Here is a 24,337-nt window from a genome sequence, read left to right as displayed (position 1 = left end):
AGACACCTCATGTTCAACAAGATCCTGATTGCGAACCGGGGCGAAATTGCGTGCCGCGTCGCCGCAACCTGCAAGCGGCTCGGCATCACGAGCGTTGCGGTCTACTCCGACGCCGACGCGAACGCGAAGCACGTCGCCGCGTGCGACGAGGCCGTGCATATCGGCGGGTCGACGGCGGCGCAGAGCTATCTGCGCGTCGAACGCATCGTCGAGGCGGCGCTCGCAACGGGCGCGCAGGCTGTGCATCCCGGCTACGGCTTTTTGTCGGAGAACGAGGACTTCGCGCACGCTTGCGAGAAAGCGGGCATTGCGTTCATCGGGCCGCCCGTCGAAGCGATTGCGGCGATGGGTTCGAAGGCGGCGGCGAAGGCGTTGATGCACTCGGCGGCCGTGCCGCTCGTGCCGGGCTATCACGGCGACGACCAGAACGCGGACCTGCTGCATCGCCAGGCCGATGAGATCGGCTATCCCGTGCTGCTGAAGGCGAGCGCGGGCGGCGGCGGCAAGGGCATGCGCGTGGTCGAGCGCACGGAAGACTTTCCCGCCGCGCTCGCGTCATGCAAGCGCGAAGCGGCCAGCAGCTTCGGCAACGACCGCGTACTGATCGAAAAGTACCTGACGCGGCCGCGTCACGTCGAAGTGCAGGTGTTCGCCGACAAGCACGGCGGCGCCGTCTATCTGTTCGATCGCGACTGCTCGGTGCAGCGGCGCCATCAGAAGGTGCTGGAAGAAGCACCTGCGCCGGGCCTGCAGCCGCAGGTGCGGCGCGCGATGGGCGAAGCGGCCGTGGCCGCGGCCCGCGCGGTGAACTACGTCGGCGCGGGCACCGTCGAGTTCATCATGACGGCCGACGGCGAGTTCTACTTCATCGAAATGAACACGCGCGTGCAGGTCGAGCATCCTGTGACGGAAATGGTGACGGGGCTCGATCTCGTCGAATGGCAGTTGCGCGTGGCGTCGGGCGAGCCGCTGCCGCTCGCGCAGGATCAACTGCGCATCGACGGTCACGCAATCGAAGCGCGCATCTACGCCGAGCATCCGGCGCGCGGCTTTTTGCCGTCGACGGGCACGCTCAAGCATCTGCGCATGCCGGCAGGTGTCGAGTTCGCGCTGGGCGTGGGCGGCGAGCGCGCAGCCGTGCGTATCGACAGCGGCGTGCGCGAAGGCGACACGATCACGCCGTTCTATGATCCGATGATCGCGAAGCTGATCGTCTACGGCGCGAGCCGCGACGAAGCGTTAAAGCGCATGGCGCACGCGCTGCGCGGCTTCGAAGTGGTCGGGCCGCATACGAACGTCGAGTTCCTGCAACGCATCGTCGCGAGTGTGCCGTTCACGACGGGCGATCTCGATACGGGGCTGATCGAGCGTCATCACGAAGCGCTGTTCGCGCCTGCGAAGAAGCCATTTCGCGAGGCGCTGGCGCTCGCGTGCGGCGCGCTGCTGACGCGCGAAGGCGGTGTCGCGCATGGCGCGTCGCCGTGGGACGCGCTGTCGCACTGGCGTCTGAACAGCGGCTATACGCAGACGCTCAACTGGCGCGACGTCGAGAAAGACGCTGCATTTGCAGTGGTTTTCTCGCGCGACGGCGACGCGCAAACGCTCACGCACGACGGTCACGCGGCGCCGTTCAAATGGTGGCGCGGCGCGGGCGAACATGAATACGGCGCAATCATCGGCGACCAGCACGTGACGGGCCGCGTCTTCATCGACGGCGATACGTTCCATGTCTTTTGCCGCGGCGAAGCGCTCGCATTCGAGTGGCAGAACCTGCTCGCGCACGCCGCCGACGCCGAGCACGGCGAAGGGCGTCTCACCGCGCCGATGCCGGGCAAGGTGATCGCGGTGCTGGTCGAACAGGGCGCCGTCGTGGAGAAGGGGCAGCCGCTGATCGTGATGGAAGCGATGAAGATGGAGCACACGATTGGCGCGCCCGCAGCGGGCAAGGTGGCGGAGGTGCTGTATGCCGTCGGCGACCAGGTCGCGGACGGCGCGCAGCTGCTGGTGCTCGAGGTCGAATAAGGCGCGAGCGCCTTAAAAAGCGTCCGGCGTCATGCGAGGCGCGCGTAGTTCGCTACGCGCGCCTCGTTTTCCATTTGACGGATGCTGTCGTACGCTTCGGGCGGCAAATGCGCGAAGCCTTTAAGCCGCAAACGCGTCGCGCGCTCGGGCAGCGCGGCGAGCGCATCGTCGAGCGCGCGCAGCGTGTCGATCTGTTCAGGCCGCACACGTTTCGATGCAATCAACGGCAAGCCCGGCGATGAGCGCGTCAACCCGAGTTCGCGCACGCGGCTCGTGAGTTCTGGAAAGGCGTCGCGCGCGAAGGCCATCGTCACGCAATCGATCGCGGCGATATCCGCGCGGTCTTCGGCGAGCGCGCGCAGCGAGCCGAGATGCGAGCCGGTTTCGAGCGTGGCGCCGAAGAACCGGCCTTCAACCGCGTGCGGCGCAACGGCATGACGCAACGCGTTGTAGCCGCTGTTGGAGTCGGTGGCGTTGCAGGCGACGCGCGCGCCGCGACACGCGGGCAGCGAGTCGAAGGGCGCATCGGCACGCGTGACGAGCACGCTCGAATAGCGGGCGCCGTCGCAGCCGGGCGCGTCGAACTGCGGTGTCGCGATCAGCTGTACATGCTCGTGCAGCCCGAGCACGAACGGATAACCGCAAGTCTGCGAGATCAGCAGATCGGGTCGCCGCCAGAAGGCGTGCAGGTCGTCGGGTTCGACGATTTCCGTCGAAGGTTCGACCTGGCGCAGCACGTCCACGAGCAGCGCGCGCCAGTCGGCAGCGAGCGCGGGGGACACGTTGTACATCGGCAGGGCGGCGATCCAGTTCATGCATGCGATTTTAATGGCGGATCAGCCTGTGACGCGGAACGGGTCTGCGTTGTGCGCCGGTTTGCGCGCGACCGTCCGAACCGCGGGTGTGGCCACCTTGCTTGCCGCATGTCGGTCGAGATAGTCCGCGAAAGGATGCATTGCATGCGCCACGGGCCAAAGTGCATGTCGCCGCAGCCATTCGAAATAGCCGCGCACGATGAAGCCGCCGTTGCGCGCGAGATAGTCGCCGCGCCGCGCGCGATATACGTCGCGCAACGCGTACCACGGCACGCCTGGCAGATCGTGATGCACGGCGTGATAGTTGTTGTTGAGAAACAGAAGGCGCCAGAACCACGCAGCTTCGTTGATGACGGAGCGCTCGGCGTGCGAAGCGGCGGCGCGATGCTCGTGAAACGAACGCACTGCGCTCAGCGCCAGCGCCGGATACGCGACGCCCGCGAAAAAGAGCCACGGCGCAATACCGCACGCGCGATCGAGCCACACGATCAACGCGGTGAGCGCGGCCAGATGTGCGAACCAGGCGGGCACATCGGACCAGTCGCCATGCATCGGCTTGCGCAGTGCCTGCGTCGCCGTGGCCGCAATCGAAAACGCGGGCCCGAGCAGCAGGCGCCCCGCGAACGTATTGCGCGCGATCAGCAGCATGCGGGTCAACGTGCCCGCCTCGCGCCATGCGTCGCGCGTCACGAAATAGCTTTCGGGATCGATGTCGGGGTGCGTGAGATGCGGATCATCGTGATGCTGCAAATGCAGGTCGCGATACACGCGATACGGAAACCACGCGGCCAGCGGCGCAAAGCCGATCAGCGCGTTGATGAGGGGAAAGCGCGTCGGGTGGCCGTGCAGCAGCTCATGTTGCAGCGACATGTACCACGCGCTGAACAGCACGAGCAGCGGCAGCGCGATGCCCAGACCGAGCGTGCGCGCGTGGCTCGCCACGGAAAACCATCCGCCGTAGATCGCGCCGATCACGAGCCACGTCGGCCATTCGGTGCGCCATGTCAGGCTGCTGCGGCGCTGCCGGAGCGCATCGCGTTGTGAATCGTCGAGATAAACGGCCATCGGCGGATCGGTGGTGGTGCAATTGAACCGATCCTAAATGCGCGTGCTGCGACGCTGAACCAATTTGTTCGGCAAAGCATTTGAACAAACCGGCTAAAGAACGAATCAGCGCGGCAAGCTGAACAATTGCCCAGCGCGTTTACCGATGCATCCCGATCATGCAGGCGTGATCGAGCATCGGTTCGGCCGTGCCGCTGCCGTCGTCAAGTTCGAGCCCGCTGTTGACGACCAGCCAGCCGTCATCATCCGAGGGCCCCGCGCCCGTCACGAGAATGGTCTGCTGCGCCATCGCATCGCGGCCCTGCCGGTCGCGCGCGACGATGCGAAACGGGTCGTTATCGCCCGTCAATGACAGCACGCGCATCACACGGTACTGGCTGCCGTCGAGTGTGGTCCAGTGCCATTGGCCGGGCGTCGCGGCGCGAAAGCGCGCGAGGTCCTTGATGATGCCGTCGTGCATGCAGTCCATATGGATATGCAACTGGTTTTGCGTGCGACGAAACTCGGAGTTGATCTCGAGGCCAAGCTGATTCGGCGGAAACGTCAGACCGATGCGTCTGCCCACGACCTGCCGCGCGGCCCACGCGTCGGCCCAATAGTCGGGGGCGTCGGCGGCGAGGATGCTGGGGCTTTCGATGCCCGTCACGCGGTCGGTCGGAATCAGCAGATATTGTGTGTTGCCGTTGATGTCCTTGAGGATCGCGTAGCGTTTGGACAGATCGACGGACGTGCAGAAGCCGGCGCCGCCCGACGCGCGCGCAGCGGGCACGCATTGATGGTCGACGATGTTCCAGAGGGCGTTGGGATCGGCGGCGGCGATGATCGCGCAGCCGGATGTGCCGAGCGCGACGATGAGCGCCGCCAGCTGCCGGGCGGTGTGTCTGATGCGTGACCGGATCATGAAGTGTCAGATGGTAGGGGCGGGCACCGCGCCCAGCACGGCCTCGAACGCGATGCCGATGGCGAGCAGCCTGCGGTCGCTGCCAGGCGGACCATCGAGCTCGATGCCCACGGGCAGGCCATCGTGCGTGAGCCCGGCGGGTATCGACAGGCCCGGAATGCCGGCATTGCTGGCGGGATCGGTGTTGCGCAGATAGGCGGTCATTTCGTCGATGGCGCTTGTGCCGTCGATCGACACGACGGACGAGCCGTTCACTTCGTCGATGGGCACGGCGACGAGGCGCGTGGTCGGAAAGAGCAGCGCGTCGAGCCGTTCGGCGGCGAACGTGTCCGCGTAATGCTGCTGCAATTGCGGCCGCCAGGTGTGCAGCGCGTCGGGGTAATGCCGCGTGAGCGCGCCCGCCAGCACGGCGTCGTAGATGTTGCGCACGTCGGGACTCGCGATGCGCGCCGCGATCTCGCCGACGGTTTTCACGGGAGCGTCGTTCGCGACGAGATAGTCGCGCACGTCTTCGAGCGCTTCGTGGATCGCGATCGGGCCGCCCGTCTGCTCGTTCAGGTGCAGCAGGTCGGGCATCGCCACTGGGACGAACGTCACGCCCGCCGCTTCGAGCCTGGCGAGCGCGGCGCGCGCGACGTGTTCCGTCGCGCGCTCGAGATCGGCCCACAGCGGCTGCGGCAGACCGATGCGCAACGTGGATAGTTGCACGCCGGGCAATGCCGCGTCGCCCGCGATCACGCCGTCGAGCAGCGCGATGTCGGCGACGGTGCGCGCCATCGGTCCGACGGTATCGCGCGTGTGACTGATGGGGACGACGGCGTTCGCATCGTGATAGCGGCGTTCGGCGCCGCCGTTGCCGACGGACGGGCGAAAGCCCGCGATGCCCGTCAGCGCCGCGGGAATGCGCGTCGAGCCGCCCGTGTCGCTGCCGAGGCCGGCGGGTGCGATGCGCGCGGCGACCGCGACAGCCGTGCCGCCCGACGAGCCGCCCGAGATCAGCGACGGGTCGTACGGATTGCGCACGGGGCCGGCATGCGGGGCCAGATTCGCGCTGGTGATGCCGAACGCGAGTTCATGCATGTTGGTCTTGCCCAGCACGATCGCGCCCGCGTCCCTCAGCTTGCGCACGGACGGCGCGTCCGTCTTCGGCTTGAAGCCGTCGAGCGCGGGCGTGCCCGCCGAGGTCAGCAGACCCGCCGTGTTGATGTTGTCCTTGATGACGACGGGCAGCCCCGCGAGCGGCAAGCGGGCTTTTTCGTCGGGCGTGAGGGCGTCGATGCGTTTGGCGGCGGCGAGCGCGCCTTCCATGTCGAGCGCGGTGAAGGCGTTGAGCGTCGCGAGCGCGGCCGCGCGCGCGAGCAGGGTGGCGACATAGTCGGTCGCCTTGAGCCGGCCTGACCGGATCGCCGCGACGGCTTGCGTCGCCGTCAGCGCGAGTTGTTCATCGACGGTCCATTGCATGTGTTCTGTCTCCCTTTTGAAGCGCACGGAACGCGCGTCGGCGGCGATGCGCGTCCTGACGCACGGATGCGCGCGCTCGACCCAATTGCGACTTATTTGCGCAACAGGCGCAAAGCAAGCCGCGCGAGCTTCGGAACGAGCGTGGGGCGTACGAGCCGTTTGTCGTAGCCGCTCATCCGTTGGTCGTTTTCCTGGAGACAGAGTTCGATCAATTGACGTGTGGACAGCGCCTGGCCGATCGTCGCGCTGTTGGCGGGCAGGAAGTTGGAGTCGTGCGCCACGCCGTTCGAGTCGATGCCCTTCGCGATCGCGACGCGGTCCCAGATCAGCTTGATCCAGATCGCGCCGACGCGCAGCGAGTGCCACGGGCGCCGCCACCACGGCATCGTGCGGCGATACCACGCGATCCAGTTGACGAAGAAGAGGATGTGGCGCGCTTCTTCCTGAATGACGGGCTCGAACGTTTCGACCAGTTCTTCGGGAAAGTAGCCCGACAACTGCGCGGAGCGAAACAGGCCGAACGCGAAGAAGCTGTCGATACATTCGCTGTAGCCCGTGAACATCCATGCCCATTCGGGGTCGCGCGGCGCCGGATAGTCGGGTTCCGGCGCGAGCTCGATGCCATACGCGGCCACGAGCCGCGACAAAACGTGCTTGTGGCGGGCCTCTTCAGCCGCGTCCATTTCGATTGCTTCGCGTATCAGCGGGTCTTGCACCTGCGCGGCATACGTGGCGACGCGGATCGACGCGCGGCCTTCCGTCTGCACGGCGATGTCCCAGATAGGCAGCGACGTGATGCGCTTGAGCGCATCGGCAGGCAATTGCGGCCAGTCGATGACGGCCGGCTTGTACGGATTGTGCGTTTCGAGAAGCATCCGGCAGAACATCTGCTTGTGCGCCTCGGACCCGACTCGCATGCGCGCGTGACCTTCGAAAGCATCGAATGTCCAGTTACGTAGCGCATGATCGTGTTCGGCTTCTGTTATCAGGGTGTCTGACATGTCAGGCGGAGAACTTTTGGCGAGTTATTCCGGCTATTCTGTCATACCCCGTCATTTTGTGGCGTTGAGCGGGCATGCGCCGCGCTGGCGCGCGAGGTTTCGCGCGGCATCGCGTCAAAAGTTGCAAGGTGGCGCAACCCGCTCCGGGCTTACTGACGGCTGTCGACCCACAGACGCCCCCAGCGGCACGCATAGGCGAGCGCGTGCTCTTCGTCGAAGAAATAGTCGAGCGCGTCGAACGAGTAGGCGTGCGTGCCGTTGGCGGACGTGGCTTTTTCGATGGTGAGATTGGCGGCGAACAGCCCGTTCGGAAGGCGCTGCGCCGCGGGGGCTACTTCGTAGCCTTTATAGCGGATATGTCGGTTCATGTGTCTCATGTGCGATCGCCTCCCCACGGCGGATGTGCTCGCGACGCGTCGATCGGTCAACAGGGCGGGCAGGGACTAGCGTAGGCCGGGCCGCCGGGCGCGTGAACCAATCATTCGTCGCAAGCAAATCACGGGCGGCCGGGAACGGTCTTCAGGATCTGGATGTGGCGGTATCGCGTGCGTCATACATGCATGAGGCGATGATGCGGCAGCCCTTGCGGCTGCGTCTGTTGCTTGGGCCACGATGCAGGCCACGAATTTCAAGCCACCATTGGGGCGAACAGATGTTCGGGAGCGCACGCAGCAACGCGCGCGCCGCTCGTGCAATTGCCTACCGGCGCCGACGATGCAACGGAATGGCACACGAGCAAACGCCGCGCACCTGGCGGCGCGCGGCGTTCAGTCGAAATCGTCCAGCGGAACAGCGGGAATCAGTTGGCGAGCGCGAGCACGCGGCCGCTGCGCGTGTCGTCGTCGTGGTCTGCCGGCAACGCCGAGACGCCGGACGCGCTCGCCGCATGGTGCGAGCGGAACGCGAGCGCGAATTGCGCGGCCTGTTGCCCGACCGTCGACAACTGCTCGACGACTTTCGGATCGGAACAGCTATCGGCCGTGTCGAAGCGCGTTTCGAGCGTATTGATGCCCGCGCCGAAAGGCGTCGGCCAGCCGCGCAGCGCATGCACGATGGAGCGCAGGGAAGTCAGCACGGAGCCGGCCGCCTGCCATCCGTAAGCCGTGACGATGCAGCCGACCGCGCGGCCGTCGAGATACGGACGGTCGTCGGCGCGCAACTCTTCGAGCGTATCGAGCGCATTTTTCACGAGGCCCGAGACACCGCCGTGATAACCGGGCGTCGCGATGATGAGCGCATCCGCCTGACGTACAGCCTCGATCAGTTCGAGTTGTTCGGCCGTGCGTTGCGCGCTTTCGGGTGCGTAGTGCGGCAGACTGTGCAGAAATGCGCCGCCGAACAGGCGCGTGCGCGCGCCCGCCTGCTCCGCGCCGCGCAGCGCGAAGCGAGTGCGCGCTCAGTGGACGAGGCCGCGCGCGTGGTGCCGCCGATGCCGACGACGAGCGGGCGGCGGTTGTGATCGAAACGGGTCAACTTGAAGCTCCTTGCTGCTGTGGCGGCCGGCCGGATGCATGTTGGACACGCGTGGCATCTTTTGCACGCGAACGGCCCAAGGCCTGAATCGCCATCTTAGTGACCGATGTTAGCAGCGGGAAACGACTTTTTGTTCTAACGATATAACGGCATCAGGGTTATCGGCCGCGTGCATTGGCGTGAAATGCATGTGCAAAAGGCTTCGTTGGAACGCGGTTGCAAGCCCGCTAACATCGAGGCGTCTCCTCCATGAAAACTCCTTGACATGGGATTGGCCCCGGCTTCGAGAGAAGCTGGGGCTTTTTTTGTTCGGCGACGTTGGTCATGCCCAGCTCAGCGGGCTTCGGCAGAATGCGGCGTCGGACGGAGCAAAAGCAGCGCGATGGTGACGGCGCAAAACACTGCACCCGCGTAGAAGGTGGTGGCCGCGCCGAGACGGTCCCACAGCCTGCCAGCGATGACACTGGCAATCAGCGTCACAACTCCGCTCGACAGGTTGAAAAAACCGAACGCCGTGCCGCGCAGTTGTGCGGGCGCCGTGTGTGCCACCATCGTGGCAAGCAGCCCCTGCGTCATGCCCATGTGCAGTCCCCACAGCCCGACGCCGACGAGCACGATGCTCCAGTGAGTGCCGTGCGCAAGCACGACGTCGGATGCGATCAGCACGATCAGGCCGGCCACCAACAGTCGCGAGTGGCTCGTCGTGTCGGCGAGCTTGCCGAATGGGTAGGCCGATAAGGCATAGACGGCATTCATCGCAACCATCACGAGGGGCACCAGCGCAATCGGCACCCCGCTTCCCATGGTGCGCAGAACCAGGAACGCCTCGCTGAATCGTGCCAAAGCGAAGACGGCGCCCACACCAACCACCCACCAGTAGTTCGCGCCCAGCTGCCTGAGACTCTCCGGCCGAATGGGATTGACCCTCCTGGCACCCGGTTCGCGCACGGGTTCCGATACGCCAAGCGTCAACAGGACGACGGCAACGAGTCCGGGCACAACAGCAAGCCAGAACGCAAGCCGGAAGTTATCGGCCCACGTCAGCATGATCAGAACGGCCAGCAGCGGTCCGAGAAAAGCGCCGACCGTGTCGAGCGACTGCCGCAGACCGAACGCCGCGCCGCGCAGATGCGGCGGCGTGACATCGGCAACCAGCGCGTCGCGAGGCGCGCCCCGGATGCCCTTGCCGACGCGGTCGATGACACGAGCCGCGACCACTACACCGACAGTTGGCGCAATGGCAAAAAGCGGCTTGCTCAACGCGCCAAGCCCGTATCCGGCGACGGCCAGCCACTTGCGATTGCCCAAGTAATCGCTCAGCGTGCCGGAAAATACCTTGACGACGGGAGCCGTGGCCTCGGCAATGCCTTCGATGATGCCTATCGTCGTCGCGCTGGCGCCGAGGCTCGCCATCAGGAACATGGGCAGCAAACTGTGGACGATCTCGGACGAAACATCCATGAACAAACTGACACAGCCAAGGACCCATACGCTGCGCGGAATCTGTCGAATGACACTGGCCTGCGGTTCGATTTGCATCGGGTCTTTTCGTGAGAAGGATGATGGGAATCATATCTCGCGAAACGGCGCGACCCGGCGCGCAAGCGCGGGCCTGTCCATTTACGGAGGGGAAGAGTCGTCGGTTTGTAGCGCCGAATGGAATGCGATCACGGCGCGCATCGCACGAATTCGCGCGAGGCCTTGTCGACTGAAGTCAGCGCTTCACGTCAGCGCTTCACGTCACCGACTCACTGCGGCAATGGCACGATCCGTTGCAGCGCGTGCGCGTTGTCGACGGCCGTCAGTTCGCGCGACTCCGGGGTCACGCAAACCGTGTCGCCATCAAACGCCTCGCGCCACACAAAGCCGCTCTTGCAGGTGTTCGGTCCATACGTGCCGCCCGTCGGCGAGCGGTTGTCGGTGGCGGCGCGGTTTTCCGCGAGAATGCGCGTCTGCGTGTCGGGCGTGACGCAGACTTTGTCGCCCGGTTGCGCCTCGCGCCAGATGAACGGCTTCACGCAGGCACCGCGCATGTGCGCGCGCCGCTGCAGCTCCTTCTTCGACACGACCTGATCGCCTTCGCGCACGGGCTGGTCGGTTGCCGTCGCAGCGGGCGTGGAAACGGAGACGGGCACGGGGACGGAAGCGGGCTCCGACGTGGAAGGCAGCGCGGCGCGCTGCTGCGTCGACGTCGTGCTGCCCGTGCCTGCGTCGCGCGAGGTGCCCGTCACTTTCAGCAGCACGGCGCCTGTCAGGGCGATGGCCGCGACTGCGCCGCCCATCACCCAGATGCGCGCGGGGCTTTTCCCGTGGCTATCGTTCGACGACTGCGCGACTGTGGCCGCAGACGGCGCGGCGGCAGTCGGCGCGTCGGCACCTGGCCCGCGCAGCGCGTTGATCAGCAACTGCACGTCGCTATCCCAACGCGCGTGCGTCAGTTCGACGGAGTTGCGATAGGCGAGCTCCTTGATGTCGGCGGGAAGATCGGCTTCCCGCGGCATCGTCGCGCCTTGCACGAGAACGGGGATCACGCGCACGCCGCGCTTGAGCGCGGACGACGTTTCGAGCCGTACGAAATCGTTCGGATCGTCGAGCCGCCGCTGACCCTGCTTGTCGGTGACAGTCAGCCATGTGCGGCCGATCAGCGACAGCAGCACGGAACATTTTTCGATATTCGACTCGATCGCGCGCCGGAAGTCGGCGCCGGGTTCGATCGTCTCGACGTCCATGAAGACCATGTGCTCGCCGAATGCGTCACGCAACGATTCGAACAGGCGTCCCGCCTGGCCCTCCGTGTCGTCGCGCCGATAACTGATGAAGACGGGCTGCATCGAATGAATCCTCCGTACCGGTTGAACGGCGAGCCATGCGTGCAATTCAAGAGCATTTTCATTAAAGCAGAGCAATCGGCGTCGTGCGAACCGGCGATGACCCGCGGGCCGCGTTGCGCGATGGGGCGGCGCCGTCCATACTTGTCCGCGCCCGATCGGGCGATCATCATCGAAACGGACATCGCATGACCACGGGAATCGAAGGCCAGGTTGTCCTGTTCTGCGGGCACATGATCGACGCGCCCGGGCGGCGCGCCGAACGCTTTCCCGCGCGTCTCGAAAGCCGCGTCGCGCAGGCGATTGCCGGCGAGCTCGACGCGATCGGCGCGGGTTGCGCCGACATCGGCGTGTGCAGCGCCGCATGCGGCAGCGACCTGCTGTTCGCGCAAGCGGCGCTCGATCGGCGCATGACGCTGCGCATCTATCTTCCGTTTCGCGAACGCGAGTTCCTTAAACAGTCCGTCGCATTCGGCGGCGAGCGTTGGGTCGCGCTTTTTCGTCGCGTGATCGATGCGGCGGGGTGCATGGTTGCGGACGACGTATTGGGCCCGCTGCAACCCGGCGACGATCCGTTCGCGCGCAACAACCTGCTGATGCTGTCGCAGGCTGAGCAGATTACGGCGCGCGCGCTGCGCTTCATTTGCGTCTGGGACGGCAAGCCCGGCGACGGTCCCGGCGGCACCGAGCATCTCGTCCAACAGGTGCACGCGGTCCACGGCGACGTGAGGCGAATCGACATCGGCGCGCTCGCGTGCGCCACGCGCGCGGACGAATGATGTCCGCAACCTGAAGCGGTCCGTCACGGGTGCGGGGCGCGTCGTCATCGCGCGTCATCGTGCAGTGCTCGCGTCACATCGCGCCACATCGCGACGCACCGTTCTGTGCGCTAGCCCGCAAAACGCGCTATTTCGTCTTGGCAATGCAGCATGCTTTGCTATGCTCATTGAAGCCTTGGGTGTACAGGCCGACGCCTGACCAGCACGTGAAGTGGCGCGCTGTCGCGGCTGGCTTATCGCGCTTTCGGGAGTTCCGTCATGAATGCGTTCGACACGCTGCTTGCGCAAACCATCAGTTCCCCCGATCTGCTCGGCGACGCGGCAGCGAACGAAGAGCGCAAGGAATACGATGAGACGAATCCCGTCACGTTGCCCGTGCTGCGCGCAGCGTTGCCCGCCGTGTCCGACCGCGCCGTGGAGCTGATCGTCGCGTTCGAGGTCACGAGCGAGACCGTCTACAACCGCCTGTACGTGCATCCTGTCTGGCCGCAGGGGCAGTCGGGCTGCACCATCGGAATTGGCTATGACCTCGGGTACGTGACGTCGCAGCGCATGTCGGACGACTGGCGCACCGCGCAACTCGCGCCCGCCGACATCGCTGCGCTGACGGGCGTGTGCGGAATGAAGGGCACGGCCGCGCAGCATGCGCTGCCGAACGTGAAGTCGGTGAGCGTGCCGTTCGCGGCGGCGAATGCCGTGTTCAGGAACGTGACGCTGCAGCGCACCGTCGCGCAGACGGTCGCCGCGCTGCCGCGCGCCGCGACGCTCACGCCCGATTGCCTCGGCGCGCTCGTATCGCTGGTCTATAACCGTGGTGCGTCGTTCGCAGCGCAGGGCGACCGTTACACGGAAATGCGCGCGATCGCCGCCGATGTCGCGAACGGCAACCTCAAGGACATTCCGACGCAGTTTCGCTCGATGAAGCGGCTGTGGAGCGGCCAGCCGAATCTGCAGGGCCTCGTGCGCCGGCGCGAGCTGGAGGCGCTGCTGTTCGAGGAAGGGCTGGGCCAGCCCGCTGGCTGATGCGCGCGCGTGGCAGCGCGTGCGCCTTGACGGTGGACGCGCCGCGCCGACGCGACGGGCGCAACGCAGCGCGAGCAGCGCGAGCAGCGCGCCGTCGTCAAAGGAGTGACCTGTGCAAAATGTCGATTCCGTCGCGTCGCCGGACGCGCTCGCCAATCTGCCGCCGCAGCCTGCGTGCGAGCCGGCCGCAGCCGACGACACACGCCTGAAAATCAGCGTGATCAACGGCAACATTCAGTTCATTCACGAGCCGCTGCTGCTCGGCCATTACCGCGACGCATCGCTGACGGGCGCCGAAGCCATCGTCGACGGGCTGATCGGCGGCGCGCTCAGCACCTCGATCCGCCTGGGGCGCTACCCGCAGCATCTCGGCAGCCAGCAGGTGTTCGTCAACGCCGGTTTCCGGTCGCCCGATCCGTTCCAGCTGCCGCGTCCCGCCGGCGTGATCGTCGTGGGGCTCGGCAGCGAAGGGCAGCTTCGCGCCGGCGATCTCGAGACGACCGTGCGGCTCGGCGTGATCGCCTGGTCGCAAAGCCTGGCTGAGATCCGCGAGCGCTCGGGCGAGTCCTTCGTGCTCGCCGCGACGCTGATCGGCAGCGGCGGCACGGGCATCGCGGCGGGACAGGCCGCGCGGCTCGTTGCCGAAGGCGTGCGCGACGCGAACCTGCGGCTCGCGCGGGCGAAGTGGCCGTGCGTGTGCCACTTGCGGCTCGTCGAGCTGTACATGGACCGCTCGACGGACGCATGGCGCTCGCTCAAGCTGCTGGATGCCGCCAACCCGGGCTGCTATCTGATCGGCGATGCCGTGATCGACGGGTTGGGCGGGCTCACGCGTCCCCTCGACAGCAGCTATCGCGGCACCGACTACGACCTCATCAGCGCCGTGACGCAGATCGACAGCGACGGCGAGACGAATATCGTCTACACGCTGGACACGCGGCGCGCCCGCACGGAAGTGCGCGCGACGGCGGCGCAGGGGCGGCTGCTCGCGCAGCTGGTCAAGTCGGCATCGAGCGCCGACAACGCCGACCCGACCATCGGACAGGTGCTCTATCAACTGATCGTTCCGCGCGAGATGCGGCCGTTCCTCGCGGGCGGCACCGAGATGCAGATCGAAGTCGACAGGGGGACGGCGGGCATTCCGTGGGAGATGCTCGACACGGCGCCCGCTTGCGCGTCCGCTTTCGTGCAGCAGGCAACGCCCGCCGTCGAGCCGACGCCGCCGTGGGCGATCCGCGCCAAGCTGCTGCGCAAGCTGCGCGTCGACAATGTGCCGCCGCGCGTGGACGATGCGAGCCGCGACGCGCAGATTCTCGTCATCGGCGAGCCGTTTATCGACGATCCTCGCTATCCCGCGCTGCCGGGCGCATGGGCGGAAGCGCGAGCCGTCGCCGATATCGTGGAAGCCGCGCGCGACGCGACGTGCGTGCGCGAGCTTTTCGCCCGAACCGCCGACGACCGCGGCCCGGATGCGCGCACGGTGATCAGCACGCTGCTCGAACGCGACTGGCGGATGCTGCATATCGCCGGACACGGCGAGCCGCCCGCCGACGGCGACCATCCCGTCGATGCCGGCGCCGACCGCCGCCGCGGCGTGGTGCTGTCCGACGGGATTTTTCTGGGGCCGCGCGAGATCGGCATGTTGCAGCGCACGCCCGAGCTGGTGTTCGTGAACTGCTGCTATCTGGCGGCGCGCAGCGGCGATCAGCTGCTCAAGCCGGCCGCCGTGACGACCTACGATCGCCCGCGCTACGCCGCCAACGTCGCGGAAGCGCTGATTTCCCTTGGCGTGAAGTGTGTGATCGCGGCGGGCTGGGCCGTCGAGGATGATCCCGCCAAGCTGTTCGCGACCACGTTCTATCAGCAGATCTTCGCTGGGCAGCGGTTTCTCGACGCCGTGTACGAGGCGCGCCGGGCGGCATGGATGAACGGCCAGGGCGGCAACACGTGGGCCGCCTACCAGTGCTACGGCGATGCGAACTGGACGCTGGAGCCCGCTTCGGACGGAATCGGCGTGCGCACGTGGTCGCCGCGCGAACGTTATGCGGGCATCGCATCGTCGGGATCGCTCGTGCTCGCGCTGGAAGAGCTGACGGCGAACGCCAGCTTCGACGCGTCGGCGTCGTCCAATCCGCTCGCCTGGCTCGACGACGCCTTCGGCGAGCGCTGGAGCGGACAGGGCGAGGTTGCGGAAGCCTTCGGCAAGGCGTGGGCGGCGCGGCGCGACGACGCGAAGGCAGTCGAATGGTTTCGCAAGGCGGTCGGTCAAGGCGGCCGCTGCACGACCTTCGGCGCGACGGAACAACTGGCCAGCCTGCAGGCGAAGCGCGCGTGGACCGACTTGCAGGCGAAGGTGGCGAACGCGGCGCAAGGCGCCGTGTCGCCCGACGACATCGCCGCGGCGCGCGCCCAGATCGACGACAGCCTGCGGCTGCTGCGCCTGTTGCTGGGCGTGCAGCAGAGCGTCGACCGGCTCGCGATCTGCGGCGGCGTGCACAAGCGCATGGCGCTCGTCGAGCGCGTGGCGGGCAACGGCGCGGGTGAGTCGGACGCGATCGGGAACATGCTGGACATGTATCGCCAGGCCGAAGAACTCGGCAAGACGCAGGGCGCGACCGACGAGTTCTATCCCCTCATCAACCGGCTCGCCGCGGAGTTGATGGTGCGCATGAGCGAGGCCGGACCGGCTTCGCTCGACGCGGGCGCCGTCGAGCGTCTGAGGCAGCTGCTCGACCGCCTGCAGCACGATGATCCGAATTTCTGGAACGTCGCCGCGATGACCGAACTGACGTTCTACGAAAGCCTTGCGCAGCGAAATCTCGGCGCGCGGCTCGCGGTGATCCGCCACGCGCTCGAACTGCTGCACACGCGCATGCCCGCGCCCAGCAACTGGAGTTCCGTGCTCGATCAATGCGAGTTCGTGCTCGGCCGCTACGTGAGCCAGCCGTCCACGTCCGACGACGAGAAAGCGGCCGCCGTGCAACTGCTGACGCTGCTCCGAGGATGGTCGGCCTGCACGCGTTCGTGACGCGTACGGCCGATGCGCCGATTGATCCCGCGCCGGGCGCGCCCGGCGCCCGGTTTGCGCGTGTTACGACAGATCGGGCAGCGAACTCAGATAGTTGCTGGTGAAGCTCGCGACCTTCTGCTGGAGCGTGCCCTGCACGCCGTCGAGCACGGCGAGGTTGATCGCCGCCTTGGTCGACAGGCGCTTGAGTTCGGCCTGGTTGTTGCGCACCTTGACGAACAGCACCTGCGTCAGATTCATGTTGGCCGTCAGCGAAAACGCCATCAGCGACACGGTGAGACTGTCGCCGGCATCGGCGGGGCCGGGATCGGCGAGCGCGATCTGGAAGCTCGCTGCCGTGGTGCGGCGGCTTTCGCGATTGAACAGCTTGATCCAGGGCGTGGACGTGTCCATCGAACTCAACGCCTTCAGCGTGGCGTCGATCAGCGGCGCGGCGGCGACGGCGCCCGGCCCGAGCAGCGCGGCCGCTACGCTGAGCAGGGCCTGGTGGACGTCGATGTCCGAACCGCCCGACTCATAGGCCGTCATCTCGCAGGTCTCGACGAGCCAGCCGAGATTGGCGAGCACGCGGCCGTAGCCTCGGTACCAGTTTTCCGAATCGTCGGGCGAGATGTTGTCGTGCTTGAGCACCAGTTGCGCGAGCAACAGCGAGTCGGCGACTGCCTGGCGGCGGCTTGCCGAAATGCCCGACTTGAACGAGACGACGCCCGAACCGGCAACGATCGCCTGATCCTTGCTTGCGTCAAAGGCGGGCGGCGCAAGGTCCAGCGTGTCGGCACCGCCGCGTCGCACACTGGGAAGCCTGGCATCCTGAACGAAGGCCGCTGCCTGAGTGAGGGTCGAAGCGCTCATGACGAGACTCCCATAACGAAGAAGAGGGGCTGCGTGAACAAGACGAATCGGACGTACGTCGCGTGAAGACTGCGTGCGGGTGCGCGCATCGCGCGGCCAGGCGATCATGGCCGCGGCGGCGCCGGCGGGGCGTTCAATCAGGTTAGGTCAAGCGCGCCCGTTGGAAGATATTTTTCGTCCGAAGCTTTGTCCGAAGCGCGAATCCAATCGCGCGTGCGCTAGCGAACACATCGACATGCAAAGCAGGCGGCCCGCCGCGTCGCCTTCCGGCGCCCGTTCGCGGCGCCGATCCGCTTTTGTTATCGCCTCATCCGACAGTCGGATTGTTCCCGTATCGGGCGGCGCTTTATATTGCCTACACCGACGGCCGTGCGCGAGCGCCGGTCCAACAACGACGAATGCGCGGGCAATCGCACCGCGCATCGGGAGCACAGGAGCGCAACGATGAATCGAATCGATCTGGAGGGCCGCGTGGTCGTCATTACGGGCGGCGCGCGGGGTATCGGCTATGCCGTGGCGCAGCGCGCGCTGCGCTCGGGCGCGGCCGTCGCGCTCTGGGATGTGGACAGCGAGCGGCTTGCGCGCAGCGAGCGCGAACTCGGCGAACTCGGCAAGGTGTCGGCCTTCGTCGTCGATCAGACCCGCGAGGCCGAACTCGATGCGGCCGTCGCGAGCACGCTGGCCGCGCATGGCGCGATCGATGTGCTGATCAACTGCGCGGGCATCACGGGCGGCAACGGCGCGACGTGGGAACTCGAGCCGGACGTCTGGCGCCGCGTGATCGACGTGAACCTGATCGGACCGTATCTGGCGTGCCGCGCCGTCGTGCCGCAGATGCTCAGGCAGGGCTACGGGCGCATCGTGAATATCGCGTCCGTGGCGGGCAAGGAGGGCAATCCGAACGCGTCGCACTACAGCGCGTCGAAGGCGGGGCTGATCGGTCTCACCAAGTCGCTTGGCAAGGAACTCGCGACGAAGAACATCCTTGTCAATGCTGTCACGCCCGCTGCCGCAAAAACCGAGATCTTCGATTCGATGAAGCAGGAGCACATCGACTACATGCTGTCGAAGATTCCGATGAACCGTTTCCTGCTGCCCGACGAGGCAGCCTCGCTGATCCTGTGGCTCGCATCGGAAGACTGCGCGTTCAGCACGGGCGCCGTGTTCGACCTGTCGGGCGGCCGCGCAACGTATTAAACGCGCCGCATGCGCGGCCACGCACAACGGCCGCGCGCCTCGGTCGAGACGATGGCGGCGCACCGCCGATGCATTCCGCGAAGGCAGGCGTTCGCCTACAGGAGACACCATGAACGGACCACACCAGGAATCGCTCGACGGCATCGTCGGCCAGGTGATGCGGCGTCTGCTGCCGTTTCTGCTGCTGATGTACGTGCTGGCGTTTCTCGATCGCGCGAACATCGGCTTTGCGCAAAGGGCGCTGCAGCACGACACGGGCATTTCGAACGCGGCGTTCGCGTTCGGCGCGGGCGTGTTCTTTGTCGGGTATGCGCTGTTCGAGGTGCCGAGCAATCTGCTGCTGCATCGCGTGGGCGCGCGGATGTGGATGTGCCGCATCATGGTCACGTGGGGCATCGTGTCGGCGGCGATGAGCCTCGCGCACACGGCGACGGCTTTCTACGTGCTGCGCTTCGCGCTGGGCGTCGCGGAAGCGGGCTTCTTTCCCGGCGTCATCTATTACCTCACGCGCTGGTTTCCGCAGTCCGCGAGGGCTCGCGCAGTCGGCGTGTTCTATTTCGGCGCACCGCTGGCGTTCATGTTCGGCAGTCCGCTGTCGGGCCTGCTGCTCGACCTGCACGGCCTGTTGAATCTGGCGGGCTGGCAGTGGCTGTTCCTGATCGAAGGCGCGCTCGCTTCCGTGGTCGGCGTGTGGGCGTTCTTCTATCTCGACGACACGCCCGACGACGCGCGCTGGCTCACGCCCGCGGCACGCAAGACTCTGAGCGCCGCCCTCGACGACGATGCGCGCGCCGCCTCCGCGCACGGTCCGCGCAATATCGTTGCTGCCTTGCTGGACGGACGTGTGCTGCTGCTGTCGGCGATCTATCTGCTGATCCAGATGAGCGTGTATGGCGTGATCTTCTATTTGCCGCAGCAGGTCGCGGCGCTGATGGGCGAGGCGGTCGGCTTGCGGGTCGGCATGGTGGCGTCCGTGCCGTGGGTCTGCGCGCTCGCGCTGACGTGGTACGTGCCGCGCCGCGCGGACAGGACGGGTGCGCATCGGCGCTGGGCTGTCGCGCTGCTGGTGCTGGCGGGATGCGGGATCGGTGTGTCGGGGCTCGCGCATAGTCCGCTCGTGGCGCTGCTCGCGCTGTGCTGCGCGGCGAGCGGCTTCATCGCTGCGCAGCCGCTGTTCTGGACGTTCCCGACGCGCTATCTGACGGGCGCGGCCGCGGCGGGCGGCATCGCGCTGATCAACTCGCTGGGCAGCCTTGGCGGCTTTATCGCGCCGACGTTGCGCACGGGCGCCGAGCACGCATTCCAGTCGACGTCGGCGGGGTTGTTGCTGCTCGGCGCGGCGAGTTTCGCCGCCGCGCTGCTGATCGGCACCGTGGTGCGTCCGGGCGCCGGGCGCGAAGCCCCCGCGTTCTCACAACCGATTCATCGCGCCCGCTGACAGCGTGGCGCGCGCAAACCACGAACGGAGCTCAACAACATGGCGATGCCCACCATCCGGCACGTGCGTGCCTTCGTCGTCCGCGGCGGCGGCGCGGATTATCACGATCAGGCCGGCGGACACTGGATCGACGATCACATCTCGACGCCGATGGCGCGCTACCCCGAATACCGGCAAAGCCGCCAGTCTTTCGGCATCAACGTGCTGGGTACGCTGGTCGTCGAAATCGAAGCGAGCGACGGCACCGTCGGCTTCGCGGTGACGACGGGCGGCGAGATCGGCGCGTTCATCGTCGAGAAGCATCTGGCGCGCTTTCTCGAAGGACGGCTCGTCACCGACATCGAGAAGATGTGGGATCAGATGTATTTCTCGACGCTCTATTACGGACGCAAGGGCATCGTGCTGAACACGATTTCGGGCGTCGATCTCGCGCTGTGGGATCTGCTCGCGAAGGTGCGCAAGGAGCCGGTGTATCAGTTGCTGGGCGGCCCCGTGCGCGACGAACTGCAGTTCTACGCGACGGGCGCGCGGCCCGATCTGGCGAAGCAGATGGGCTTCATTGGCGGCAAGCTGCCGTTGCAGCACAATCCCGCCGAAGGCGAAGCGGGGCTGAAGCAGAACATCGAGAAGCTTGCGGAGATGCGCAGCCGCGTCGGCGACGACTTCTGGCTGATGTACGACTGCTGGATGAGCCTCGATGTCACGTATGCGACGAAGCTCGCGAAGGCCGCGCACGAGTATGGCCTGAAGTGGATCGAAGAAGCCTTGCCGCCCGATGACTACTGGGGTTACGCCGAACTGCGCCGCAACGTGCCGCGCGGCATGATGGTATCGACAGGCGAGCACGAAGCGACGCGATGGGGCTTCCGGATGCTGCTGGAGATGAACTGCTGCGATCTGATCCAGCCGGATGTGGGCTGGTGTGGCGGCATCACGGAGTTGATCAAGATTTCCGCGCTCGCCGATGCGCACAACGTGCTGGTCGTGCCGCACGGGTCGTCGGTGTACAGCTATCACTTCGTCGTCACGCGTCACAACTCGCCGTTCGCCGAGTTCCTGATGATGGCGCCGAAGGCCGATCAGGTCGTGCCAATGTTCACGCCGTTACTGCTCGACGAGCCGGTGCCCGTCAACGGCCGCATGAAAGTGCCCGATACGCCGGGCTTCGGCGTGCGCCTGAATCCCGAATGCAAGCTCGAGCGGCCTTATCAACATTGAATGGAGAAGCCTGTGCTGCTGAAAGACAAGACGGTGATCGTCACGGGCGGCTCGCGCGGCATTGGACGCGCGATCGCGGTGGCGTGCGCGAAAGAGGGCGCCGATGTCGCGATCAACTACTGGGGTGAAAACGATGCTTCGTATAAGCGTCGGTCCGCTGTCGAGGAGGTGGTCGGCGAGATCGAGGCGTTGGGGCGTCGGGTGATTGCCGTCGAAGGCAACGTTGCGTTGAAGGAGACGGGCGCGGACCTCGTGCGCCGCACGGTCGATGCGTTCGGCAAGGTCGACGTGCTGGCGAGCAACGCGGGCATCTGCCCGTTCCATGCGTTTCTCGACATGCCCGCCGACGTGCTGGAGACGACGGTCGCGGTGAATCTGAACGGTGCGTTCTTCGTCACGCAGGCGGTGGCGCAGCAGATGAAGGCGCAGGGCACGGGCGGCGCGATCGTCGCGACAAGTTCGATCAGCGCGCTGGTCGGCGGCGGCATGCAGACGCATTACACGCCGACGAAGGCGGGCGTGCATTCGCTGATGCAGTCGTGCGCGATTGCGCTTGGGCCTTATGGGATTCGGTGCAACTCGGTGATGCCTGGGACGATCGCCACTGATCTCAATGCCGAGGATCTTGCTGATGAGGCCAAGAAGGCTTACTTCGAAAAGCGGATTCCGCTTGGGAGGTTGGGACGGCCCGAGGATGTCGCGGATTGTGTGACGTTTCTTGCGTCGGATCGCGCGCGGTATGTCACGGGGGCTGCGCTGCTGGTCGATGGGGGGATGTTCGTGAATTTGCAGTAGGGCGTTTCTTTTGCCTGTGACGATGTTTGGGATTTTTTGCATCTGCGCGGCGAAGGCACAAACCGCCCCTATACCAACCCGGCAATCCGCTGCGAATGCACCCGCAACAACTCAACAAACCTGTGCGCCGGCTCAGCGAGAACTTCTGCCTTGCGAGTGAGGAGACCGAACCCCGCAAGGCTCTTGCCAATCTCGACAGGCAACGCAACCAGCAACTTGCCTCTCACGTGATCCCTGACAACCGACTCGGGCAACATCGCAACCGCATCATAGTTTTCGAGCAATTGCAGCGTCGCAAAGATAGACGCGCACTCAGTCAGATTGGCAGGCGTGCCTAGCCCGGCTCTCGCCAGTTCTTCTTCGAACAGCACGCGAGCCGGGCTCGTGATCGGCTGCGCCACCCATGGCCAGTCCATGAGTTCGGCAAGCGTGATCGAAGCGCGCCCGGCGAGCGGATGCACCGCCCGCACCACCAGCACCAGCGTCTCGCGCGCGAGCGGTTCGAAACGGAAGTCGTTGTGCTGCAGCGGATCGGTGAGGCGGCCAAGCGCCAGATCGATTTCGCGGCGGTGCAGCAGCTGCACTACCTGATCGCTCGTTTCGCCGAGAATGCACACATGCAGGAGCGGCCGCTCGGTTTTCAGCGCGGCGACAGCCATCGCGAGCAGATCGGGCGCGGCGCCCATGATCGCGCCGACGGTCAGCTGCCCGTGACCGCCCTTGCGTTTCGCGTCGAGATCCTCGGCGAAACGCGTCAGGTCCGCGAGCGCGCGTCGCGCGTAGGCGAGTGTGACGACGCCGAGCGGCGTCGGCTGCATGCCGCGCGCATTGCGTTCGAACAGCAGAAAGCCAAGGGCTTCTTCGATGTCGCCGAGCATGCGGCTCGCGCTGGGTTGCGCGACGTTGATGGCGTCGGCGGCCTGATGGACGTTGCGGGCATCGTCGAGCGCGACGAGCAGCGCGAGATGCTTGAACTTGAGCCGGTTGACGAGGGCGGGAGGGGCGGCAGTCTGGCTCATGTAAGGTCCGCTGCGATTCGGTTTGAGTATCGCCCAATCCCAACAACGGATTGAGATGTTATCGACGCCCGAATTATAGTCGCATGAAGACGCTTCAAAGAGAGCGGCAAAACACAGGTGAACAAAGACACTGGAGACACGGCCCGCATGGAGACAATCGCTTTCCGGATGGTGCTGAACCCCGGCATGCGCGACGAGTACGAGCGCCGGCATCGGGAAATCTGGCCCGAACTCGTCGATGCGCTGCACAACGCCGGCGTACGCGATTACCGCATTTTTCTCGACGAGCGCACGCAGCACCTGTTCGCGATCCTCACGCGTACGGCCGATCACTCGATGGAGCGCCTGCCTGAACTCGCCGTCATGCGCAAATGGTGGGATTACATGGCCGACATCATGCAGACGGCGCCCGATCACACGCCGCTGCAAGAGCCGCTCATTCCCGTATTCGAACTGCAGCATTCCATCCACTGATTCGCGACGCTCGCGGCGCCACACGCCCGCGACGAAGGACGTGCCATGAAAGTTGTCGACCCGCACATCCATCTGTGGGATCTGAAGACGCATCAGTATCCGTGGCTCGCCAATCCGGGCGTGTCGTTCGTCGGCGATGCGCGCGCGCTCAAGCACGACTATCTGCTCGACGATCTGCTGAAGGACACAGGCGACATCGAGTTGCTCAAGTGCGTGCATGTCGAAGCCAATCACGACCCGAAAGACCCTGTAGAAGAGACGCGCTGGCTGCAATCCGTAGCCGATGCGCCAGGCTCGCGCGCGATGCCGAACGGCATCGTCGCCGCTGTCGATCTGTCCGCCGACAACGCCGCCGAAGTGCTCGAAGGGCACGCCGCTTTTGCGAACACGCGCGGCGTGCGGCAGATTCTCAACGTGCATCACGACAAGCTATACGACTACGTCGGCCGCCACTTCATGCGCGAAACGCTATGGCGCGAGAACTTCAAACGCCTGCGTCAATATCGGATGTCATTCGACATGCAGCTGTATCCGTCGCAAATGGAAGAGGCCGCTGCGCTTGCGAAAGCGCATCACGACACACAGTTGATTGTCAATCACGCGGGCATGTTCGTGGACCGCAATAGCGTCGCCGGCTATCGCGCGTGGCGCGACGGCATGCGGGCGCTCGCGCAATGTCCGAACGTCGCGGTGAAGATCAGCGGGCTCGCGATGTTCGATCATCAGTGGACAGTCGAAAGCCTGCGCCCTTACGTGCTTGAAACCATCGATACGTTCGGTGTCGGGCGCGCAATGTTCGCCTCGAACTTTCCCGTCGACAGGCAATTCGGTTCGTATGGCGACTTGTGGCGCGCGTATGCGGCGATTGTCAGCGCAGCAAGCGAGGCCGAGAAGGACGCGCTTTTCGTGCGCAACGCCGAACGGCTCTATCGCATCTGAAGTGCCAAG

The 24,337-nt window shown here is 65.7% G+C and carries 20 protein-coding genes and 1 pseudogene; 10 read left to right on the top strand and 11 right to left on the bottom strand.

The genetic code is table 11. The features are described 5' to 3' along the window. The first annotated feature begins 9 nt into the window (after positions 1-9). Positions 10-2,022, top strand: coding sequence for an acetyl/propionyl/methylcrotonyl-CoA carboxylase subunit alpha (locus tag H3V53_RS12590; RefSeq protein WP_336598186.1), 2,013 nt, complete (start codon positions 10-12; stop codon positions 2,020-2,022). A 29-nt stretch (positions 2,023-2,051) separates the two neighbouring features. On the opposite strand, the gene H3V53_RS12585 is transcribed toward H3V53_RS12590, so the two are convergent. The 9 genes and pseudogenes from H3V53_RS12585 to H3V53_RS12545 form a co-directional block, all read right to left on the bottom strand. After that, a complete protein-coding gene (locus H3V53_RS12585) occupies positions 2,052-2,837 on the bottom strand; it encodes a phosphate/phosphite/phosphonate ABC transporter substrate-binding protein (protein ID WP_336598185.1) in 786 nt (261 codons plus the stop codon). Positions 2,838-2,858: 21 nt separating this feature from the next. Further along, positions 2,859-3,902, bottom strand: coding sequence for a fatty acid desaturase (locus H3V53_RS12580; RefSeq protein ID WP_336598184.1), 1,044 nt, complete (start codon positions 3,900-3,902; stop codon positions 2,859-2,861). Between the two features lie 139 nt (positions 3,903-4,041). Continuing rightward, entirely contained in the window at positions 4,042-4,803 is a 762-nt protein-coding gene (locus H3V53_RS12575) for a CDP-diacylglycerol diphosphatase (protein WP_336598183.1), read from the bottom strand. A 6-nt stretch (positions 4,804-4,809) separates the two neighbouring features. Further along, the gene (gene iaaH, locus H3V53_RS12570; RefSeq protein ID WP_336598182.1) at positions 4,810-6,264 is read right to left on the bottom strand and encodes an indoleacetamide hydrolase; all 1,455 of its coding nucleotides are present in this window, start codon (positions 6,262-6,264) and stop codon (positions 4,810-4,812) included. A 92-nt stretch (positions 6,265-6,356) separates the two neighbouring features. Beyond that, positions 6,357-7,265 carry a ferritin-like domain-containing protein gene (locus H3V53_RS12565; RefSeq protein ID WP_054927177.1) on the bottom strand — a complete coding sequence of 303 codons (909 nt, stop codon included), beginning with the start codon at positions 7,263-7,265 and terminating at the stop codon, positions 6,357-6,359. 149 nt (positions 7,266-7,414) lie between these two features. Further along, positions 7,415-7,633, bottom strand: coding sequence for a transcriptional regulator (locus H3V53_RS12560; RefSeq protein WP_336598181.1), 219 nt, complete (start codon positions 7,631-7,633; stop codon positions 7,415-7,417). A 431-nt stretch (positions 7,634-8,064) separates the two neighbouring features. After that, positions 8,065-8,738, bottom strand: a pseudogene (locus H3V53_RS12555) (NADPH-dependent FMN reductase). 333 nt (positions 8,739-9,071) lie between these two features. Then, on the bottom strand, positions 9,072-10,277 hold the full coding sequence (locus tag H3V53_RS12550) for an MFS transporter (RefSeq protein WP_336598180.1): 1,206 nt from the start codon (positions 10,275-10,277) through the stop codon (positions 9,072-9,074). A gap of 209 nt (positions 10,278-10,486) precedes the next feature. After that, positions 10,487-11,569, bottom strand: a complete 1,083-nt coding sequence (locus H3V53_RS12545; protein ID WP_336598179.1) for a toll/interleukin-1 receptor domain-containing protein — start codon at positions 11,567-11,569, stop codon at positions 10,487-10,489. 185 nt (positions 11,570-11,754) lie between these two features. Between H3V53_RS12545 and H3V53_RS12540 the strand changes: the two genes are divergently transcribed. The 3 genes from H3V53_RS12540 to H3V53_RS12530 all read left to right on the top strand — a co-directional run bounded on the left by H3V53_RS12540 (position 11,755) and on the right by H3V53_RS12530 (position 16,396). Further along, entirely contained in the window at positions 11,755-12,345 is a 591-nt protein-coding gene (locus H3V53_RS12540) for a hypothetical protein (protein ID WP_336598178.1), read from the top strand. A 258-nt stretch (positions 12,346-12,603) separates the two neighbouring features. Then, positions 12,604-13,368: a glycoside hydrolase family protein gene (locus tag H3V53_RS12535; RefSeq protein ID WP_336598177.1), complete on the top strand. Its 765-nt coding sequence runs from the start codon at positions 12,604-12,606 to the stop codon at positions 13,366-13,368. 112 nt (positions 13,369-13,480) lie between these two features. Beyond that, the gene (locus H3V53_RS12530) at positions 13,481-16,396 is read left to right on the top strand and encodes a CHAT domain-containing protein (RefSeq protein WP_336598176.1); all 2,916 of its coding nucleotides are present in this window, start codon (positions 13,481-13,483) and stop codon (positions 16,394-16,396) included. 63 nt (positions 16,397-16,459) lie between these two features. Here the strand turns inward: H3V53_RS12530 and H3V53_RS12525 are convergent, their stop codons facing one another. Further along, a complete protein-coding gene (locus tag H3V53_RS12525) occupies positions 16,460-17,248 on the bottom strand; it encodes a hypothetical protein (protein ID WP_336598175.1) in 789 nt (262 codons plus the stop codon). Between the two features lie 444 nt (positions 17,249-17,692). Between H3V53_RS12525 and H3V53_RS12520 the strand changes: the two genes are divergently transcribed. The 4 genes from H3V53_RS12520 to H3V53_RS12505 all read left to right on the top strand — a co-directional run bounded on the left by H3V53_RS12520 (position 17,693) and on the right by H3V53_RS12505 (position 21,896). After that, positions 17,693-18,445, top strand: a complete 753-nt coding sequence (locus H3V53_RS12520) for a glucose 1-dehydrogenase (RefSeq protein ID WP_054920894.1) — start codon at positions 17,693-17,695, stop codon at positions 18,443-18,445. A gap of 109 nt (positions 18,446-18,554) precedes the next feature. Next, the gene (locus H3V53_RS12515; RefSeq protein ID WP_336598174.1) at positions 18,555-19,883 is read left to right on the top strand and encodes an MFS transporter; all 1,329 of its coding nucleotides are present in this window, start codon (positions 18,555-18,557) and stop codon (positions 19,881-19,883) included. A 39-nt stretch (positions 19,884-19,922) separates the two neighbouring features. Beyond that, a complete protein-coding gene (rhmD, locus tag H3V53_RS12510) occupies positions 19,923-21,101 on the top strand; it encodes an L-rhamnonate dehydratase (protein ID WP_336598173.1) in 1,179 nt (392 codons plus the stop codon). 12 nt (positions 21,102-21,113) lie between these two features. Continuing rightward, complete coding sequence (locus tag H3V53_RS12505; RefSeq protein ID WP_336598172.1) at positions 21,114-21,896, top strand: L-rhamnose 1-dehydrogenase Lra1; 783 nt, start codon at positions 21,114-21,116, stop codon at positions 21,894-21,896. Between the two features lie 68 nt (positions 21,897-21,964). On the opposite strand, the gene H3V53_RS12500 is transcribed toward H3V53_RS12505, so the two are convergent. Beyond that, positions 21,965-22,915 carry a LysR family transcriptional regulator gene (locus H3V53_RS12500; protein ID WP_336598171.1) on the bottom strand — a complete coding sequence of 317 codons (951 nt, stop codon included), beginning with the start codon at positions 22,913-22,915 and terminating at the stop codon, positions 21,965-21,967. Positions 22,916-23,062: 147 nt separating this feature from the next. Here H3V53_RS12500 and rhaM point away from each other — a divergent pair, with 147 nt between their 5' ends. Both rhaM and H3V53_RS12490 read left to right on the top strand, forming a co-directional pair. Next, positions 23,063-23,389 carry an L-rhamnose mutarotase gene (gene rhaM / locus H3V53_RS12495; RefSeq protein WP_336598170.1) on the top strand — a complete coding sequence of 109 codons (327 nt, stop codon included), beginning with the start codon at positions 23,063-23,065 and terminating at the stop codon, positions 23,387-23,389. A 45-nt stretch (positions 23,390-23,434) separates the two neighbouring features. Further along, positions 23,435-24,328 carry an amidohydrolase family protein gene (locus H3V53_RS12490; RefSeq protein ID WP_336598169.1) on the top strand — a complete coding sequence of 298 codons (894 nt, stop codon included), beginning with the start codon at positions 23,435-23,437 and terminating at the stop codon, positions 24,326-24,328. Positions 24,329-24,337 lie beyond the last annotated feature (9 nt).

Source organism: Paraburkholderia bengalensis, assembly GCF_037126505.1.
Classification (GTDB): Bacteria; Pseudomonadota; Gammaproteobacteria; order Burkholderiales; family Burkholderiaceae; genus Paraburkholderia; species Paraburkholderia bengalensis.
Note: the sequence above shows the minus strand (reverse complement) of the source record. Positions and strands in the feature narration are given on the sequence as shown.

Bases quoted from the DNA above. Each gene is read 5' to 3' on its own strand.
- H3V53_RS12590 (WP_336598186.1), top strand. From the start codon at position 10: ATGTTCAACAAGATCCTGATTGCGAACCGGGGCGAAATTGCGTGCCGC.
- H3V53_RS12585 (WP_336598185.1), bottom strand. From the start codon at position 2,837: ATGAACTGGATCGCCGCCCTGCCGATGTACAACGTGTCCCCCGCGCTC.
- H3V53_RS12580 (WP_336598184.1), bottom strand. From the start codon at position 3,902: ATGGCCGTTTATCTCGACGATTCACAACGCGATGCGCTCCGGCAGCGC.
- H3V53_RS12575 (WP_336598183.1), bottom strand. From the start codon at position 4,803: ATGATCCGGTCACGCATCAGACACACCGCCCGGCAGCTGGCGGCGCTC.
- iaaH (WP_336598182.1), bottom strand. From the start codon at position 6,264: ATGCAATGGACCGTCGATGAACAACTCGCGCTGACGGCGACGCAAGCC.
- H3V53_RS12565 (WP_054927177.1), bottom strand. From the start codon at position 7,265: ATGTCAGACACCCTGATAACAGAAGCCGAACACGATCATGCGCTACGT.
- H3V53_RS12560 (WP_336598181.1), bottom strand. From the start codon at position 7,633: ATGAACCGACATATCCGCTATAAAGGCTACGAAGTAGCCCCCGCGGCG.
- H3V53_RS12550 (WP_336598180.1), bottom strand. From the start codon at position 10,277: ATGCAAATCGAACCGCAGGCCAGTGTCATTCGACAGATTCCGCGCAGC.
- H3V53_RS12545 (WP_336598179.1), bottom strand. From the start codon at position 11,569: ATGCAGCCCGTCTTCATCAGTTATCGGCGCGACGACACGGAGGGCCAG.
- H3V53_RS12540 (WP_336598178.1), top strand. From the start codon at position 11,755: ATGACCACGGGAATCGAAGGCCAGGTTGTCCTGTTCTGCGGGCACATG.
- H3V53_RS12535 (WP_336598177.1), top strand. From the start codon at position 12,604: ATGAATGCGTTCGACACGCTGCTTGCGCAAACCATCAGTTCCCCCGAT.
- H3V53_RS12525 (WP_336598175.1), bottom strand. From the start codon at position 17,248: ATGAGCGCTTCGACCCTCACTCAGGCAGCGGCCTTCGTTCAGGATGCC.
- H3V53_RS12520 (WP_054920894.1), top strand. From the start codon at position 17,693: ATGAATCGAATCGATCTGGAGGGCCGCGTGGTCGTCATTACGGGCGGC.
- H3V53_RS12515 (WP_336598174.1), top strand. From the start codon at position 18,555: ATGAACGGACCACACCAGGAATCGCTCGACGGCATCGTCGGCCAGGTG.
- rhmD (WP_336598173.1), top strand. From the start codon at position 19,923: ATGGCGATGCCCACCATCCGGCACGTGCGTGCCTTCGTCGTCCGCGGC.
- H3V53_RS12500 (WP_336598171.1), bottom strand. From the start codon at position 22,915: ATGAGCCAGACTGCCGCCCCTCCCGCCCTCGTCAACCGGCTCAAGTTC.
- rhaM (WP_336598170.1), top strand. From the start codon at position 23,063: ATGGAGACAATCGCTTTCCGGATGGTGCTGAACCCCGGCATGCGCGAC.
- H3V53_RS12490 (WP_336598169.1), top strand. From the start codon at position 23,435: ATGAAAGTTGTCGACCCGCACATCCATCTGTGGGATCTGAAGACGCAT.